This is a genomic window from Anabaena sp. PCC 7938 (genome assembly GCF_049315035.1).
GTDB lineage: Bacteria > Cyanobacteriota > Cyanobacteriia > Cyanobacteriales > Nostocaceae > Anabaena > Anabaena cylindrica.
The window spans coordinates 2770729-2788886 of sequence record NZ_CP186034.1; the positions used below are offsets into that span (position 1 = coordinate 2770729).

12 protein-coding genes are annotated in these 18158 nt (G+C 39.5%); 7 read left to right on the forward strand and 5 right to left on the reverse strand.

Annotated features, from left to right (window positions below):
* Positions 1-259: 259 nt before the first annotated feature.
* Positions 260-3994, forward strand: coding sequence for a magnesium chelatase subunit H (gene bchH, locus ACOWPH_RS12675; protein WP_015215740.1), 3735 nt, complete (start codon positions 260-262; stop codon positions 3992-3994).
* An 865-nt stretch (positions 3995-4859) separates the two neighbouring features.
* Here the strand turns inward: bchH and ACOWPH_RS12680 are convergent.
* Complete coding sequence (locus ACOWPH_RS12680) at positions 4860-7238, reverse strand: tetratricopeptide repeat protein (RefSeq protein ID WP_015215741.1); 2379 nt, start codon at positions 7236-7238, stop codon at positions 4860-4862.
* Between the two features lie 491 nt (positions 7239-7729).
* Between ACOWPH_RS12680 and ACOWPH_RS12685 the strand changes: the two genes are divergently transcribed.
* The gene (locus ACOWPH_RS12685; protein ID WP_042465174.1) at positions 7730-9760 is read left to right on the forward strand and encodes an FAD-dependent oxidoreductase; all 2031 of its coding nucleotides are present in this window, start codon (positions 7730-7732) and stop codon (positions 9758-9760) included.
* Between the two features lie 55 nt (positions 9761-9815).
* Here the strand turns inward: ACOWPH_RS12685 and ACOWPH_RS12690 are convergent, their stop codons facing one another.
* Entirely contained in the window at positions 9816-11414 is a 1599-nt protein-coding gene (locus tag ACOWPH_RS12690) for an energy transducer TonB (protein WP_042466079.1), read from the reverse strand.
* A 284-nt stretch (positions 11415-11698) separates the two neighbouring features.
* Here ACOWPH_RS12690 and ACOWPH_RS12695 point away from each other — a divergent pair, with 284 nt between their 5' ends.
* From ACOWPH_RS12695 to ACOWPH_RS12715, 5 genes are all read left to right on the forward strand, one after another.
* On the forward strand, positions 11699-12352 hold the full coding sequence (locus ACOWPH_RS12695; protein WP_015215744.1) for a MotA/TolQ/ExbB proton channel family protein: 654 nt from the start codon (positions 11699-11701) through the stop codon (positions 12350-12352).
* Positions 12336-12734: an ExbD/TolR family protein gene (locus ACOWPH_RS12700; protein ID WP_015215745.1), complete on the forward strand. Its 399-nt coding sequence runs from the start codon at positions 12336-12338 to the stop codon at positions 12732-12734. The genes ACOWPH_RS12695 and ACOWPH_RS12700 overlap by 17 nt, the downstream gene beginning before the upstream one ends.
* Positions 12735-12864: 130 nt before the next feature.
* Entirely contained in the window at positions 12865-13860 is a 996-nt protein-coding gene (locus ACOWPH_RS12705) for a FecCD family ABC transporter permease (RefSeq protein WP_015215746.1), read from the forward strand.
* The gene (locus tag ACOWPH_RS12710) at positions 13857-14897 is read left to right on the forward strand and encodes a FecCD family ABC transporter permease (RefSeq protein ID WP_015215747.1); all 1041 of its coding nucleotides are present in this window, start codon (positions 13857-13859) and stop codon (positions 14895-14897) included. The genes ACOWPH_RS12705 and ACOWPH_RS12710 overlap by 4 nt, the downstream gene beginning before the upstream one ends.
* Positions 14898-14968: 71 nt before the next feature.
* Positions 14969-15757: an ABC transporter ATP-binding protein gene (locus ACOWPH_RS12715; RefSeq protein WP_015215748.1), complete on the forward strand. Its 789-nt coding sequence runs from the start codon at positions 14969-14971 to the stop codon at positions 15755-15757.
* Positions 15758-16102: 345 nt separating this feature from the next.
* Here the strand turns inward: ACOWPH_RS12715 and dmeF are convergent, their stop codons facing one another.
* The 3 genes from dmeF to ACOWPH_RS12730 form a co-directional block, all read right to left on the reverse strand.
* Positions 16103-17050, reverse strand: coding sequence for a CDF family Co(II)/Ni(II) efflux transporter DmeF (dmeF, locus tag ACOWPH_RS12720; RefSeq protein WP_015215749.1), 948 nt, complete (start codon positions 17048-17050; stop codon positions 16103-16105).
* Positions 17051-17195: 145 nt separating this feature from the next.
* Positions 17196-17552: a type II toxin-antitoxin system PemK/MazF family toxin gene (locus ACOWPH_RS12725; RefSeq protein ID WP_015215750.1), complete on the reverse strand. Its 357-nt coding sequence runs from the start codon at positions 17550-17552 to the stop codon at positions 17196-17198.
* Complete coding sequence (locus ACOWPH_RS12730) at positions 17549-17824, reverse strand: ribbon-helix-helix domain-containing protein (protein ID WP_015215751.1); 276 nt, start codon at positions 17822-17824, stop codon at positions 17549-17551. Before ACOWPH_RS12730 ends, ACOWPH_RS12725 begins: the two co-directional genes overlap by 4 nt.
* Between the last annotated feature and the right edge of the window lie 334 nt (positions 17825-18158).

An 18158-nucleotide genomic window follows, 5' to 3' on the forward strand; every position in this document is an offset into this window, starting at 1 on the left:
TGCTTAATCGGGTTTTGTTCCCAAATCCTATACCTTCCCTGTTAAGAGTTCCCTTTTGAAAAATTCCAGTTTTCAACTTGGATGAGGTTTAACTAGAGATTTAGGCAATCATAATATAACTGAGATGTCAGCATCAGTTCTGTCAGCTAATGGTTATCAGCAAAAAGGCTGAAATCTAACCATGATAGGTAGATATTCCCACCATGAACCTGCAAAAATGTTTAAGATAAAAGCAAAGAAAGATTTAATAACTTAAGGCATGAAACGCATCGTCTTGATTGCAGGCTTTGAATCATTTAACGCTGACTTATACCGGGATGCGGCTTTTTTGGCGAATTCGCGGGTGAAAGAGTTGGATATTCGGGTGTTTAGCGATCGCGATATTACCACTAAGCGCAACGAAGTAAAAGCCGCACTCCAAGGTGCAGATGTGTTTTTCGGCAGCTTAATCTTTGACTACGACGAAGTTTTATGGTTACGGGAACAGATCGCTAACATCCCTATCAGGCTTATTTTTGAGTCAGCACTGGAGTTGATGAGTTTAACAAAAATAGGAGAATTTGCGATCGGTGATCAACCGAAAGGAATGCCAAAACCCGTTAAATTCATCCTTGACAAATTCAGCAATGGTAAAGAAGAAGACAAACTCGCAGGTTATATCAGCTTCCTCAAAATCGGCCCCAAACTCCTCAAATTCGTACCCGTCCAAAAAGTCCAAGACTTACGTAACTGGTTAATTATCTACGGTTACTGGAATGCAGGTGGTTCAGAAAATGTCGCCTCTCTATTTTTAACACTTGCGGAAAGATACTTAGATTTAAGAGTCGGTGACATCCCCCCACCCATCGAAACCCCCAATATGGGGTTATTACATCCCGACTATCAAGGGTTTTTTACATCGCCCAAAGCATACTTAGAATGGTATCAAAGAGGGAGTCAGGAGTCAGGAGTCAGGAGTCAGGAGAAAGAAAGGAATAAAATTACCCAGTCCCCAATTATTGGTATTTTACTTTACCGAAAGCACGTTATTACCAAATTACCCTATATTCTCCAACTGATTCGTAAATTTGAGGAAGCGGGTTTAACACCTTTACCCATCTTTATCAACGGTGTAGAAGGACACGTAGCCGTCCGTGATTGGATGACAACCGACTACGAAACCCAACAACGTCAACTCGGTAACATTGAAACCCCTTCCCTTTCCCCAGAAGCCGTGAAAGTAGATGCTGTAGTTTCTACTATCGGATTTCCCTTAGTTGGTGGCCCCGCTGGTTCAATGGAAGCAGGAAGACAGGTAGAAGTTGCTAAACGCATTCTCACAGCTAAAAATGTTCCTTATATTGTCGCTGCACCTTTATTAATTCAAGATATTTATTCTTGGGTACGTCAAGGGGTTGGTGGTTTACAAAGTGTGGTTTTATATGCTTTACCAGAATTAGACGGGGCAATTGATACTATTCCATTGGGTGGTTTAGTAGGTGAACAAATTTATTTAGTTCCCGAACGAGTTCAGCGTTTAATTAATAGAGTCAAAAGCTGGGTTTCACTGCGACAAAAATCCATTTCAGAACGCAAAATAGCAATTATTTTATATGGCTTCCCTCCCGGTTATGGTGCAGTGGGAACGGCTGCATTATTAAATGTTCCTCGCAGTTTAATTAAATTACTTCATGCCCTGAAAGAACAAGGTTATACAGTTGGTGACATTCCTGAAGATGGGGAAGAATTAATTCGCCAAATTAAAGAAGCAGATGAAAACCCCAACCCAACCCTCCCCACAAGCGGAGAGGAAGTCATGTCCGGGGGGGCTAGGGGGGGTTCTACTGTCAATGCTAGAACATTAGAAAAATGGTTAGGATATCTCCAAACATCCAGAATTGAAAAACAATGGAAATATCTCACAGGTAGCGGTATTAAAACCTATGGAGATGAGTTTAATATTGGAGGTGTACAGTTAGGAAATGTGTGGATAGGTGTCCAACCACCGTTAGGAATTCAAGGCGACCCCATGCGGTTAATGTTTGAAAGAGATTTAACGCCTCATCCCCAATATGCAGCTTATTATAAATGGTTACAAAATGAATTTAAAGCTGATGCGGTTGTTCATTTTGGAATGCACGGAACTGTGGAATGGTTGCCCGGTTCACCTTTAGGAAATACTGGTTATTCTTGGTCTGATATTCTCTTAGGAAATCTGCCCAATCTATATATCTATGCTGCTAATAATCCTTCGGAATCAATTTTAGCTAAACGTCGCGGTTATGGGGTGTTAATTTCTCACAATGTCCCGCCTTATGGACGCGCTGGTTTATATAAGGAATTAGTAAATTTACGAGATTTAATTGCTGAATATCGGGAAGATCCAGGAAAGAATTATTTGTTAAAGGAAGGGATTTGTAAGAAAATTGTTGATACTGGTTTGGAGGTGGATTGTCCTTTTGATGATGCGAAAAGGTTGGGGATTTCATTTACACCGGAAAATGTGAGGATGTTTAGTAATCATGCTTTTGACCATTATTTGGTGAAGTTGTATGAATATCTGCAAGTTCTCGAAAATCGTCTTTTTTCTTCTGGGTTACATACTCTAGGTGAAGCACCGAATCAGGAGGAGTTAGCTGGTTATTTGGATGCTTATTTTGGGGGAGAAAACGAACCACAGAGACACAGAGAACACAGAGAGGAAGAAGAACGAGTAATTACAGATTTATTAAATCAATCTACTGATGAGTTAACGAATCTTTTGCGTGGTTTGAATGGTGAGTTTATTCCTCCTGCACCTGGTGGTGATTTGTTAAGGGATGGTGCTGGTGTTTTACCTACGGGTAGAAATATTCATGCTTTAGATCCTTATCGTATGCCTTCTCCTGCTGCTTTTGAACGGGGTAGAGAAATTGCTAAGAAAATTATTTCTCAACATTCAAATGATAATCAGAATTATCCTGAAACTGTGGCAGTTTTGTTATGGGGTTTGGATGCGATTAAAACTAAGGGTGAATCTTTAGGAATTTTGTTGGAATTGGTGGGTGCTGAACCTGTGAAGGAAGGAACGGGAAGAATAGTTAGATATGATTTGAAACCTCTTGATCAAGTTGGTCATCCACGTATTGATGTGTTAGCAAATCTATCGGGTATTTTTCGAGATAGTTTTGTGAATATTATTGAGTTGTTAGATGATTTATTTCAACGTGCTGCTGATGCTGATGAACCGGAGGAAATGAATTTTATCAGAAAACACGCTTTGGCTTTGAAAGCGCAAGGTGTGGAAAATTCTTCAGCGAGGTTGTTTTCTAATCCATCTGGTGATTTTGGTTCTTTGGTTAATGATAGAGTTGTCGATGGTAATTGGGAGTCGGGGGAAGAGTTGGGGGATACTTGGGAAAGCCGCAATGTGTTTAGCTATGGTAGACAGGATAAGGGACAAGCTAGGCCGGAAGTATTGCAGACTTTATTAAAAACAAGCGATCGCATTGTTCAAGAAATAGATTCGGTAGAATATGGTTTAACTGATATTCAGGAATATTATGCGAATACAGGCGGTTTAAAAAAAGCCGCAGAAAAACAAAGTGGTAGGAAGGTACAAGCCAGTTTTGTGGAAAGTTTCTCTAAAGACACCACACCCCGCAATTTGGATGATTTGTTGCGAATGGAATACAGAACCAAGCTGCTAAACCCCAAATGGGCTGACGCAATGGCTAATCAAGGTTCTGGTGGCGCTTTTGAAATCTCTCAACGCATGACAGCTTTAATCGGTTGGGGTGGTACTGCTGATTTTCGAGATGATTGGGTTTATGACCAAGCCGCAGAAACCTATGCTTTAGATGCAGAAATGGCAGAAAAATTACGCAAAGCAAATCCTGAAGCTTTTAGAAATATAGTGGGGAGAATGTTAGAAGCATCAGGACGCAGTTTGTGGCAAGCTGATCAAGAGAAGTTGGATAAACTGCGGAAATTGTATGATTTAACTGATGAAGAATTGGAAGGAGTAACGGTGTAAACAATTCAAAATCAATAGTAGGTTGGGTTAAACGAAGTGAAACCCAACATATTTACAATTACAATTTTCCAGAGAAGCAAGAAAGAACATCTGCTAGATAATTTTAGTTTTTACTTCTGATAAAAGGTTTTAGCTACTATGCACTCTGTAATGACAGAAAACAAGCTTATTTGACAGCCTGTATTAATCCTCGTGGAGTATTACTGTGATTTCATCTCAATTCGTGCAAAATCGGTACAAATACGATTTAAATTTGAGTCGTTTGCTGCTTTGGATTTTAGGTCAAGATATTCTGAGAGATGAAAACTGTATAATATGGGCGCAATTGTTTCTTCCTCCCAATGGCGTAGTGGCGACTGATAGACATAACTCTAGGACTGACGCACTCAGCCAAGTTGAGAACGGTAGAATAGGCGTTTCAACTTCTGGAGAGATTCTTCGCTGCGCTCAGAATGACAGTTTTCCATTTCAGTGCGTGAGTCCTGAACTCTTTAAGGAAAAAGCTTAAATTTAATTAAGCGGGTTTTCCAGTACCTTTAGTAAGTTCAATTAAATTTGAAAATTACTCTTTACTATAAAAATATGTATTAGTCAATCTGTCTTTAGGCAGAGTTGTCCCTATCTCTCTAGATAGATGAGGTATAAGGGAGATAAGTTATATCTTCAGTTATGAGACATTGATAGGATTTCCTTGGGTGGAAACTACATAGTTGTTAAAGCTTTTCCTTGCATAATTACAGCTAACCTATAAACCAATTTCTCTGCCATATATCCCTCCCTTCAAAAGAGGCATTAGTGACTTCAAAATTATCCATCCACAGGTTCTAATTTTTATAGAGACTATGGATGGATTTTTTTAACCGAATTAGCTGAGAATTAGTTTTTGGAAACTTGGCTCATGCTTAATATCATCAAAATCTATATCAGTTGCAGCATCTTCCTTATAACTAGGTTTAAGTTGAATTGCTGTTTGTAGATTTTCTAAAGCTAATTCTACTTCTCTCTGTAGCGCATAACAGGCTGCTTTATTGTAATAAGCACTAGGATAGTCTGATTTGATTTCTAGCGTTTTGTCAAAATCAGCGATCGCTTCGTCATCCCTTCCTAATCTTACCAAAGTGTAACCACGTTTATCTAAAATCTTAGGAGAATTGGGTTGAAATTGCAGCGCTTGATCAAAAGATGCAAGTGCATCTTCATAACGTTCTAACTCTACCAAAGACAAACCCCGATTTAACCAAGCTACACCATCATCTGGCTGAATTTGGGTAGCTTTATCAAAACAGTTAAAGGCTTCTTTATGTTTTCCTAAGTTCCCGCAAGCAACACCAATATCACACCAAGCTTGATGATAATCAGGTTTAATTTTGATAGCTTGGTTGTAAGAAGCAATAGCTTCTTTATAGCGTTTTAGTCTATTCAAAATAATACCACGTTTGAGCCAAATTTCTGCATCATCAGATTTAATGTTTACCGCTTGCTCATAAATAGCAAAAGCATCTTCATAACGTTTTTCTGAAAACAGCATATCTGCTTCTTTAGTATAATCATCAGCAGAAACTTCTGGTTGAGGTGCTTCTGATTCTGATATTGTTTCCAGTTTTGGCGTAGGTTTAACTTCTTTTAACTCTTCTAAAATAACATCTTTATGCTGTTGAGCATCTAATTGTAAGTCTGAAAGTTGGTTCACAAATTCAGCTTCTAATTTTTTCAAATTCTCCAGAATTATCAATTTTTGTTTTTTAGCATCAGTTTGAATTTCTGAAACCTGAGAAGTAAATTCTCCACCGGATACTTCTAAATTTTCAATAATTTGCTGTTGCCGAACTTGAGCAGTATTCTGTAATTCTGCAAGCTGATTAACAAATTCGGATTCTAACTTCTGTAAGTTTTCTAAAATTATCAATTTGTTTTCTTGAACATCAGTTTGAATATCTGAGAATTGAGAAGTAAATTCTCTACCAGATATTTCTAAATTATCAATAATTTGTTGTTGACGAACTTGAGCAGCATTTTGTAATTCTGCAAGCTGATTTACAAGTTCAGAGTCTAACTTTTGCAAATTTTTCTGAATCAGCGCTTGCTGTTGTTGAACATCAGTGTAAATATCTGAAAACTGAGAAATAAATTCTCCACCAGATGTTGCTAAATTTTCAATAATTTGCTGTTGATGAACTTGAGCAGCATTCTGTAGTTCTGCAAGTTGGTGAGAGAATTCTAATTGTAAATTAACCAAACTATCAAAGACATTATCTTTTTGGGTTAGAGCATCAATTTGTAATTCTGCAATTTGTGATTTAAATAAATTATTTAGATTTTCTAAATGCTCTATAGTTATATCTTTTTGGTTTTTAGCATCTATCTGAAATTGAGATAATTCAGCCGTAAATTCTGACTGTAATTTTGAGATACTTTCAAAAGTATAATCTTTATGCTGTAAAGCTTCTGACCCTAACCCATGAATTTGAGATATCAACTGAGAACGGGATTGTTCAATATCATTAACAGCAATATCTTTTTGGCTTTCCAGTTCTAACTTCAGTCTAGTAAATTGAGCAACTAAATCAGCTTCTAATTTTTTAGCATTTTCAATGGCAATTTTTTGTTGTTGACTAGATAAATTTAATTGTTCTAATTGAGTATTTAATTTAAATTCTAAATTACTGATATTTTCTTGAGCAGATTTAACCTCACGCTCTAATGCTGTTAAAAATTCTTGTTTTGATTTTGGTAAATCCGATAATAAGATAGATAATTTATTCTCTTCACCTTGAATTTTTTGTTGAAGATTGTTAACTCCCTCTCCTAATTCATGGGTAAGATTTTGAGAGATTTTAATCAGGTTCTCCGCATCTTGATTAACTGTAATTAATTGAGCTTGCAAATTTTCGATTCCTTGTACTTGTTGCATTGCTCGCTCAACAATTTCTCGAATTATGGCCTTTCGTAGTAACCATAATGTAGCAATTAAAACCACAGGAAACAAACTTAAGATAGTTAACCAGATATTGAGCAGGGTATTGGTGCGAGTGAAAGCACGCTCAAAGTCTGACTGTACTTGCTTTTGAAGTCTGTTTTCTGTTCGCAGTCTGGTTAATTCTTCCCGTTCCTGATTTGAGAGTACTTGAGCATGAGCGGATAGTTGGAGTTGTCCACTGACAAAACCAGTAGATATCAGCAAGGGTGATAATAAAATTGCGCTTTTTAAAGCTAAATTGGAAATTATGGGGTTTTTGCTCTTCATAACAACCTTCCCTATCCGTTAGTTAGTTTTTGCAGCGGTCTGCCTATATGCCATCTATGATAGATGATGGGTGGGGTTGCTAGATTTTAGAGAGGTTGTTTGATTTTAGCAGATTAGTGGAGTGCGATCGCTCCGGCACGTTATGCGAACACCTAGTTATTCAATTGAAAATATACTCTTATTCTCGGATATAACCTTATATATAAGTAAAATTGAACCGATATTTTATAACTCTTAATTATGTGGCAAAGGATAACCAAAGAATTACGCAAAATACATATTTATTAGTTTACAGCAGGGTTCATATATTTGTACCACATCCTTCTTATTCTCCTCCTTTCTTCCTTTGCGCCTTTGCGTCTTTGCGTGAGATTTAAAAATGTGGTTCATTGACCTGAAAATCGCTGTAATATATTTTATTCAACCTCACCAAGAACATTTCCCCAAAGCTACCGTCTACAATTTGACGTAGTGTACAGAATGCATAAACCATGAAAAACAGACACAAAATGGCTTGTCACCAAAAATCTCTCATTAGTCTCAGCTTAATTACCACCTTTCTCACACCCTATTCCGTTGCTGCTACAACTCCACGCACTCCTGATAAAACCGTCAACTGTGAAATTCTTGTGGTTGGTGGTGGACTCTCTGGAGTTGCTACAGCTTATGAAGGGTTACTCGCAGGACGGACGGTTTGCTTAACGGAAATAACCGACTGGTTAGGTGGACAAATATCTTCTCAAGGTACATCTGCATTAGACGAAAGACCAACCCAACGAGCTAAACAATTCTATTCTCGTGGATATTTGGAATTAAGAAACCGCATTCAACGCAAATATGGCAAACTAAATCCTGGTGATTGTTGGGTAAGCGACTCTTGCTTTCTCCCCCGTGATGCTCACAACATCATGACACAAATGCTTAAAGAAGCTGAAAAACGGGGTAGAGGAAAGTTGCAATGGTTTCCCAATACAGTAATTAAAGATTTAGCAATTAGTGAAGATGGTAAAATCATTAATAGTGCGATCGCAATTCAACATCAACCAGCAACAGGCGCACCACCCCTAAACACCGCTACATTATCTCAAACCATTGAAGATGCTTATCGCTACGAAAACTCCCCACAATTAAGCAAAACTTTAATTCGCTTTCTCCCCAAACAAACTAAAAACAATACTTCCAAATGGTATGTTGTAGACACCAGCGAAACCGGGGAAATTATCGCTTTAGCCGATGTTCCTTACAGACTCGGAATTGATGCGCTTTCCTATTTAGAACCTTCATCTTCTAGCACTACCAACGACTCCTATTGTACCCAAGGTTTTACTTATACCTTTGCAATGGAGTCTACCAAAGACCCGCAAAATCAAGTAATGCCCCCATTCTATCCCCAATATGCGCCATATTTTAGCTATGAATTAGCGCGATTGGCAAATTTTGATTTAGTCTTTACCTACAGACGGATTTGGAGTCCGCAAAAAGGACAACCAACTACATTCAATGGGGTTAAGTTTACCGCACCCACACCAGGAGACATCTCCATGCAAAACTGGACTTGGGGGAATGACTACCGTCCAGGAACTGCTAATGATAATCTCATTTATACACGTCAACAATTACAAACTTCTGGACAGTTAAACCCTGGAGGTTGGACGGGGGGACTAAGAACCGAAACCCTCCGCAAAGGTGAAGAAAATGCCCTTGCTTATTATTACTGGTTAGTCGCGGGAAATACTGACTCCCAACTCGGTGCAGGTGTAAAGCAACCCCAACCAAATAACCGTTTGTTAACAGGGTTAAATTCTCCAATGGGAACTGCACACGGTTTATCAAAATACCCATATATGCGGGAAGGAAGACGCATTATCGGCCGTCCTAGTTGGGGACAACCGGAAGGTTTTGGAATTTGGGAAATTGATATTTCTCGCCGTAATTATAATGATGAGTATTACCGGAAAAACTTGCCCGCAGATATGTATCGTTGGTTAACAGCAGCACTGGCAGGTTTAGAAGCACCATCAGTAATTAGTGGTCAAATCTCTCCAGATAAGGTCATGCGGCGGAGTCGTTCAACGATTTTCCCTGATTCTGTGGGTATCGGTCATTACGCCATAGATTTCCATCCTTGCATGACAAAAAGTCCCGCTGAAGCACCTGGTAATACTGAACGTGCGGGAGAAAGACGGGGTGCTGGACAAGCATATCCTTTCCAAATTGCCCTCAGAGCCATGATTCCCCAAAAAATTGATAATTTATTAGTAGGGGGTAAAAGTATTGCTACCAGCCATATAGCTGCTGCTGCCTATCGGGTTCATTCCTTTGAATGGTCTTCTGGTGCGGCTGCGGGAACTGTGGCCAGTTTTGCAATCAAAGAAAATATTGCACCCTATCAATTAGTTGATGATTTACCTAAACAAGAACCGCAATTACAAGTTTTAAAACGGCTGTTGGAACAAAATGGTAATCCTACAGCTTTTCCTGATACTTCCATTTTTAACCAAAATTGGGAAGATTGGCGGTAGGTTCAACATCTGTTGTAGAGACTGTCTAGGGAACGTCTCTACTCTGGCTCTATCGTTAAGGTTGTTGATTTGGCTCTGACGATGCTGGTTGTTGCAAACGTCGCCGCCAGCTGCTAGGTTGAGGACTACTTTGACTATTGTTAGTGACTGGAGAAGCTGGAGTTGCTTCCCGTCTTCGTCTTCTTTTGGTTGTTTGTCCTGAAGATGAAGAAGCATTAGTTACTGCTGGATTTCTTCTTCTTCTGAGAGCTTCTCCCAAACGCTGACCTTTAGTTGCTGATGAAGTGGAAGCAGATTCTGTTGATGCTGCTGTGTTTCTGCTGCGGCGAATTCTTCTGGTGATTGGGTTCGGTTCTCTAGGAATATTTTCATTAACAGATGTTACTAATCTTCGGCTGCGTCTTGGTGTTTCGCTTGCAGAATTACTTGCATTGTTTGTAGATGCAGCGTTTCTTTGTTCTGATTCTCTTTGTTTCTTGCGTTCTTGCAGTTGGCGATGTCGTTGGGAACCTGCGATCGCATATTCAGTCCCAATACTAACACCTTGTCTACCTTCTGAACTGGGTTTGAGTTTCCACTTTTGCGCTCGATCTAAATGTTCTGCATCTAATTTCTCGTTACCACTAGATCTCAACAACCGCACCTTAGTAACATTACCCTGATTATCAGTATCAACAGCTACTTCAACTCTGCCCTCTACTCCTCTTCTCCTCGCCCAATCTGGATAATTTGTATCGCACTCCCGACAAGCAGCACGGCCATTACCTCTACCAGAGTTAGTACTTAATTTGGGAGTTGTTGGTGCAGTTGCAACTTTTGAACCACTACCGCTGCCACTACCACTACCACTGCCGCTGCCACTACCACTGCCACTACCACTACCGCTACCACTACCGCTACCACTGCCGCTGCCACTGCCACTACCACTACCACTGCCGCTACCACTGCCGCTACCACTACCGCTGCCACTGCCACTACCAAGAAGCCCTGATGAGTTTGATGTTACGGCACCATTCCCACCCACAGTACCTTGAGAGGGTTGTAAAACTCCTTGATTTGACCCATTATCTCTAATTCCTGCCAGCAATTTGCTTAAATTTGCACTAGATTGTGAAAATGCTTGTACTGTCGTGCTATCTCTAGATGAAGTTTGAGTAAGTATATTTTGAGGAGCAGACGCTTTTACTTGAGACTGTGGTTCTAATTTCCTTTCCGAGACAGGTTCTTTGGGTATAGATGGTAAAGGTTTAAGATCTTCTATTTTCGGAAATGGAACGACAGCAGATGCTACCTTGTTTTGTTGCGGCTTTAATTCAGATGTGGAAGAAATGTTATTGATACTCAAACCACCACCGCCACCGCCACCAGAACGACTGTTTGAATTAGTCAAAATCCGTGAATTTTCAGCAATATCAGGTTGTGTCAGTTCTAGTTTTTCTAGAGGTTTTGATTCTATCTTCGGTGGAGTTTCTACCATAGTAATTTCTAGTGGCTCTTCTGTCATTTCCGGCACTTTCATTAGTAGATTACCAATACCAGAAGCCAGTAACCCAATGTGTAGAGTTAACGATCCAATCAAACTATATGTTAAAAAAGTTCTCAGTGTTTTTATTTCTTGCTCTCGCTGCTGTAGGGCTATGCTAGAAAAATTCATATGTTTATTGCTAGATACTTTCATTAATTCTGGAAGAATATCAGAGATTTGATAAAAATGTCAATCGATAAATCTTAACTTTTATTTTTGCTCTTTTTATCTAAAATCTCTAATTAGGCAATGATTTTAGCGACTAAAACCCTAATAATAACGGTATTTTCACTATGGCTGGTATTAAAATCTTGACAAGAATTCCTATTTAGTTTAATTTAATTTGAGAAGTTATGTCAGTTAACTTAAACTCAATTACTTAGGAAAATTACTGAAAGGCTTGCAAATCAGACATGGATATTAAAAATCTGTTTATCGCAGGTGGTGTGGTAATGTGGCCCCTGCTTGGTTCTTCTGTGTTGGCGGTAGGGTTAATTATCGAACGGATCAAATTTTGGGCAAAAATCAGTACCCGTCAGCAACGGGTAGTCCGAAACGTGTTGAATCTCTATCGTCAGGATAATGTAGTAAGTACAATTGATACACTGCGAAAGAATGCAGATTTACCCATAGCGCGGATATTTTTAACAGCTTTAGAACTGGAAGAACCAAATCCAGAAGAATTTCGTTTGGCGTTGGAGAGTGAAGCCCAGGCAGAAATACCTTTGTTCAAAAGGTTTAATACAATTTTTGATACTATTATTGCCCTCGCGCCCCTGTTAGGATTACTGGGAACGGTATTGGGGTTGATTAGTTCTTTTGCTTCACTCAATCTTGGTGATGTTGGCGGAACAAAAACTGCGGGGGTAACTAGCGGTATTAGTGAAGCGTTGGTTTCCACTGCGTCTGGGTTAATTGTGGCAATTTTTACCCTTGTTTTTGCTAATACTTTCCGGGGATTTTATCAAAGGCAAATTGCTTTGATTCAAGAATATGGTGGTCATTTAGAACTATTATACCGTCGTCGCTACGAAAAAGGAGAAAAAGCGTATGCGTCTACAAGATGAGCCGGAAATTCCAGCACAGATTAATATTGTGCCGATGATTGATGTTATTTTTGCGATTTTGACATTTTTTATTATGTCAACGTTGTATTTAACTCGTTCCGAAGGTTTACCAGTTAGTTTACCTCAGGCAGCTACGGGTAAAACAGATCGTCCTGCACAGGTGACGGTGACAATTAATAAGAATGGAGAGATATTTTTGAACAAAAAAGCAATTAGTTTAGAACAATTAGAAACAGGAGTGAGAGAAAAGTTAGAACCGAAAACACAGTTGATGGTGGTACTAAATGCTGATGAAAAAGTTAATCATGGACAAGTGGTAGCGGTGATGGATAAAGTGCGACGGGTAGAAGGAGTGAAATTAGGTGTAGCTACACGGAAATAGTTTTAAAAGGATTCAGGAGTCATGAGTCAAGAAGGAAGGAAGCATAAAAACAAGACAGTATAAAGTATGACAACTGATTCTTTCATTTTTAACAGGCGGATAACACCAACGGTGGGAGGCTAATAATTTGATGAATTCGGCGGCTAAACCTGTGTTCAGCTTGGTTGTATGTGTGGTGCTGCTACTAGTTTGTTTGGTCTCTAGTGTCACGTTAGGGGCAGTAGAAATACCAATAAATAAGATTTTGACATCCTTTGTCAGCTTTGATGGTTCATATCAACATTTAGTTATTCAAACTGTCAGATTACCGCGATCGCTCATTGCCATTTTAGTCGGTGCAGCCCTGGCAGTATCTGGGGCATTAATGCAAGGTTTAACACGCAATCCCTTAGCAGATCCAGGTATTTTGGGCATTGAAGTCGGTGCAGCACTCACCGTAGTTATCACAACTTTTGTGTTTGGTACTTCATCAGTTGCTACCTTGACAATTGCGGCTTTTTTGGGTGCGGGAGTTACAGCAACTTTAGTCTACTTCCTGGGTTCACTGGGAAAGGGAGGTGCTACCCCACTCAATCTCACAGTAGCAGGTGCAGCACTGACAGCTTTAATTTCTTCCCTCACCACTGCGATTTTAATCATCAGTCAACGCACATTAGAAGAAATTAGATTTTGGTTAGCTGGTTCATTAGCAGGTAGAGATACCACTATACTCGTTTCCGCACTACCGTTTATCATCATCGGCTTAGTAATTGCCTTTGCTTTGGGTAGACAAATTACCACCATGAGTCTAGGTGACGATGTAGCCAAAGGCTTAGGTCAAAAAACAGCCTGGATAAAAATCCTGACTGCCCTCAGCGTAGTTTTACTAGCAGGAAGTTCAGTAGCCCTTGCTGGTCCCATCGGTTTTATTGGTTTAGTTGTTCCCCACATAGTCCGATTTTTCATTAAAACCGATTATCGCTGGATTTTGCCTTATTCCGCTGTTGTGGGGGCAACTCTGCTCTTAGTAGCAGATATTACCGCCCGTGTCGTCCTCAAACCCCAGGAATTACCTGTAGGTGTGATGACTGCACTGGTGGGCGCTCCCTTTTTTGTCTACCTGGCTAAATCAAAGGTGAAAAAATGAAGGTTGATTGGTTGGTGATTCGTTCCTCAGCAATATCTTTTCGCATAGACCGACGTGTACCAACAATGCTGTTATTTTTACTAGCAGTGATTGGGGTAGCAATGGTGTTAAATGTGGGTAGAGGTGAATATCCTATCTCTCCCCTAGATATTATTAAAACTCTATTGGGTGTTGATACAGGAAACCCTGATCATTTATTTGTTATTAATTCCTTGCGTCTACCTCGTACCGTTGTAGCTTTTATGGTGGGAGTGGCGCTGGCTATTTCTGGAACTATCTTCCAAGGTTTAACACGCAATCCCTTAGCTGACCCCGGTATTATTGGCATCAATTCTGGAGCAAGTCTAGCCGCAGTTACAGTTATTGTCTTATTTCCCTCCGCACCAGTTTACATCTTGCCTTTATCAGCCTTTTGCGGGGCTTTGTTGATGGCTACTTTAATTTACTGGTTAGCTTGGAATAATGGCAGTTCGCCGATTTTATTAATTTTAATGGGAGTGGGTTTATCTGCGATCGCTAGTGCCTTCACCAGTTTAATGATTACCTTCGGAGACATTTACAGCGTTAGTGATGCTTTGGTTTGGTTAGCTGGTAGTGTTTACGGACGCACCTGGGAACAAGTATTTTCATTTTTACCTTGGTTAATTATTTTTGTACCAATGGCGTTGACATTAGCCAGACATTTGAACGCCTTAAATTTAGGAGATGATATTGCTAGAAGTTTAGGCAGTCACGTGGAATGGCAGCGTAGTTTACTGTTGCTAGTAGCAGTAGCCCTAGCAGGTGCATCAGTAGCCACAGCCGGAATGATCGGCTTTGTCGGTTTAATAGCACCCCATTTAGGAAGGCAATTAGTAGGTACAAATCATCACGGTTTGATTCCTACTTCTGCACTGCTAGGAGGAATGATTGTTGTGGTAGCAGACTTATTAGGAAGAACTATATTTGCACCTATTGAAATTCCCTGTGGAGTTGTTACCGCTGCCGTGGGCGCTCCTTATTTTATGTATTTATTAATTCGTGATCGGAAAAAATAGTCTGAATCAGGATTTCCAGGATTTAAGGATTAACAGGATAAAAATTAATATTCTATTACCAATCACCAATTATGAAAGGATTATCAACGAAAAGTTTATCTTTAGCTTATGATGGTACGACAATTATATGGGATCTAAATTTAGCGATTCCTAGCGGAAAGATTAGTGCTTTAGTCGGTGCTAATGGTTGCGGAAAATCTACTTTATTAAGAGGGTTGGCTAGATTACTTAAACCTCGTGGTGGTGCAGTATATCTTGATGGAGAATCTATTTTTCAACTTTCGACAAAAGAAGTAGCCCAGCAATTGGGAATTTTGCCTCAAAGTCCCATAGCACCAGAAGGTTTAACAGTCAGAGATTTAGTAGCCCAAGGACGTTATCCTTATCAAAATTGGTTGCAGCAATGGTCTCAGAAAGATGAAAAAATTGTTCAGCAGGCGTTAGAAATTACAGATTTGCTCAAGTTATCTGAACGGGCATTAGATACTTTATCAGGTGGACAAAAACAACGAGCTTGGATTGCCATGGCATTAGCTCAAGATACGGATATTTTATTATTGGATGAACCGACTACTTTTTTAGATTTAGCACACCAAATAGAAGTCTTAGATTTGTTGTATGAATTAAACCAATTTCAGGGCAGAACTATCGTCATGGTGTTGCATGATTTAAATCAAGCTTGTCGTTATGCTGATTATTTAGTAGCCATTAAAGAAGGCAGAATTTTTACTGCTGGAGAACCACAAGAAGTTATGACTGAGGAAATGGTAAAAGAGGTTTTTGAGTTAGAGTGTCGTGTTATTGCTGACCCAGTTGTGGGAACACCAATGTGTGTACCCATAGGACGTAAAGGTAAATGATATACAGCAAAATTTAGGAGTCATGAACGTATAAAAGAACTGAAACAGCGTAGATATGAAGATGCAAAACGTTGTTTAACTCCCATTATTCAAACTTTGACTACGGTAAAAGAACAGCGTCAATCTCATAATAGATTAGTTAACTCAACAGAACGGTTATTCAACGACCTTCCCCTGTAAAAAACACCCAATTTTTTTAAATACGCTACTTATCTGGGATGAAATGAGTTGTTGTCAAATTGCTTGGATCAATAATCATGCTATTCCTACGGAGCGCTTTGCGATCGCACCTCCTAAAACAATATAGACTTGAAACTATTATAAACTACAGCAACAGTGACCATTTTAAACGGCTTGTATCTCTACACAAGGTTCCCCGTGGCAGTGATTAACTTCCACAGATACATGAGCTAGAGATGGAATATCTTTAAGTAAGTTTTTATAAAATTCTGGTGTTTGCGGGTAATGAGTAACTAGCGAAATTGTAGCGGCCAAATGATGCTGACTCACATACCAAATATGCAAATCTGTAACCCGATTATCAGCGTCTTCTTCAATAGCATTGACAATAGCTAACTTTGTTTGTTTATCAATTGCTCCATCTAGCAAAATTGCACCAGTGTCACGCACCAAACCATAAGACCATTTTCCAATCACAGCTGCACCAACAAATCCCATTACTGCATCCATCCAAACCCAACCCAGAAACTTACCAGCAAATAAAGCAATAATGGCAAAAACAGAAGTTAGTGCATCTGCTAAAACATGAATATAAGCAGCACGAAGATTATGATCATGGTGGTCATGATGATCGTGATCATGTTCATGTGCATGGTGATGATCATCTTGCAACAAAAAAGCACTGGCTATATTAACAACTAACCCAATCACAGCAACACCAATTGCTTCATTAAACTGAATAGTTTGAGGCTGAAAAAAACGCCCCAGCGACTCAAGTCCCATCACAAAAGCGATGACAGCCAGTGCAACCGCACTTGCAAAACCTCCAAGTACACTAACCTTTCCAGTTCCAAAAGTATATTTAGGGTTGTTTGCGTGACTCCGCGCATATTGATAGGCAAAAATCGTAATTCCAAAGGCAGCAACATGGGTTGACATATGCCAACCATCAGCAAGCAAAGCCATTGAACCAAACGTAGTTCCAGCTAAAATCTCAGCCACCATCGTTAATGCTGTCAGCAGCATCACTATTTTGGTGTTTCTCTCTGCATGATTTTGGTCAATAGAAAAATTATGAGAATGCTGCCATTCTTCAAGAGTATGAATGTGCATAGAAATTTTGACACTCCTTTCGTTAATATATAAAGCTGATAGTGATTTTTTCGGAATTTTTTGTTTCTATCTCATATCAATACTGTACTGTGAAATACAGTGATTAGCACCCTGATTCAGCTAAATCATCCCACATTTAAATTGATTAATCTTCCTCCAAACTTGGTAAATCTAAGGCAATCACTAAAGCCTGTGCCAAATGTGCCATTACCACCGGAGAAAGCACCCCTCTGAGACGTAAAAAACGGGTTTTAGACAACACTCGCACCTGATCTGCCATGGCAATTGAATCTTTCCTCAATCCGCCATCAGGTGCTAAAATTAAAACTTGAGTAGGGTAAACTCTCTTGCCGTCTTGATAAGTGGTACATGGTACTGCTAAAACCACTGGGCTAGATAGATTAATCACGTCACGACTGACTATAATTACGGGGCGAGTTCCTCCCTGTTCTGAACCTTCTGTCATTTCTAGACGCGCATCATACACTTCACCCCTTCTCATCTTGGCGATTCCCCTAGCTGCAACGCCTCCCATTGCGCTGGTGCAAATTCTATCTCCATTTTTAAGACTTCTGCTTGATAATCAGGGTCTTTCGCCATTTCTGCCAAAGCAGCATCAATTTCGGCTCTTTTTTGTGCTGCTAATTCCCGCTTCAAAGCCTGCACCACAAAATCATTCCTACTTTTGGCTTTTCCCTCTAGTACCGCTTTATCTGTAGCTTCTAGCAGTTCTTTTGGGATTGTTAACGTCGTGCGAATGGTTTCTGCTTTCATGGCGCGTTCTAGACTGTGATGTCTGAAGTGATGATTTATATGATATCGTTTTAAGCATCAATTATTAGTAATAAATGATTAGTAATTAGTAATTAGTCATTGGTATACTAAAAATAGTCAAATTTACTACCTAAAAAACACTCGTTAATTTGCTTAAAATTTCAACAAACAACTTAGTTTAATTCGGTTATGTAGCAATTCTCAAGCTCATGAAATACACCCCACCCGCGCTGTCGCGCACCCTCCCCTTGGTAAGGGGTAATTTTGTATCTAACTAGAGTGTTAAAGGCTATAAACTATTAAATATAATTACTTAAACTAAATGTAAACTGTC

Bases quoted from the DNA above. Each gene is read 5' to 3' on its own strand.
- bchH (WP_015215740.1), top strand. From the start codon at position 260: ATGAAACGCATCGTCTTGATTGCAGGCTTTGAATCATTTAACGCTGAC.
- ACOWPH_RS12680 (WP_015215741.1), bottom strand. From the start codon at position 7,238: ATGAAGAGCAAAAACCCCATAATTTCCAATTTAGCTTTAAAAAGCGCA.
- ACOWPH_RS12685 (WP_042465174.1), top strand. From the start codon at position 7,730: ATGAAAAACAGACACAAAATGGCTTGTCACCAAAAATCTCTCATTAGT.
- ACOWPH_RS12690 (WP_042466079.1), bottom strand. From the start codon at position 11,414: ATGAATTTTTCTAGCATAGCCCTACAGCAGCGAGAGCAAGAAATAAAA.
- ACOWPH_RS12695 (WP_015215744.1), top strand. From the start codon at position 11,699: ATGGATATTAAAAATCTGTTTATCGCAGGTGGTGTGGTAATGTGGCCC.
- ACOWPH_RS12700 (WP_015215745.1), top strand. From the start codon at position 12,336: ATGCGTCTACAAGATGAGCCGGAAATTCCAGCACAGATTAATATTGTG.
- ACOWPH_RS12705 (WP_015215746.1), top strand. From the start codon at position 12,865: ATGAATTCGGCGGCTAAACCTGTGTTCAGCTTGGTTGTATGTGTGGTG.
- ACOWPH_RS12710 (WP_015215747.1), top strand. From the start codon at position 13,857: ATGAAGGTTGATTGGTTGGTGATTCGTTCCTCAGCAATATCTTTTCGC.
- ACOWPH_RS12715 (WP_015215748.1), top strand. From the start codon at position 14,969: ATGAAAGGATTATCAACGAAAAGTTTATCTTTAGCTTATGATGGTACG.
- dmeF (WP_015215749.1), bottom strand. From the start codon at position 17,050: ATGCACATTCATACTCTTGAAGAATGGCAGCATTCTCATAATTTTTCT.
- ACOWPH_RS12725 (WP_015215750.1), bottom strand. From the start codon at position 17,552: ATGAGAAGGGGTGAAGTGTATGATGCGCGTCTAGAAATGACAGAAGGT.
- ACOWPH_RS12730 (WP_015215751.1), bottom strand. From the start codon at position 17,824: ATGAAAGCAGAAACCATTCGCACGACGTTAACAATCCCAAAAGAACTG.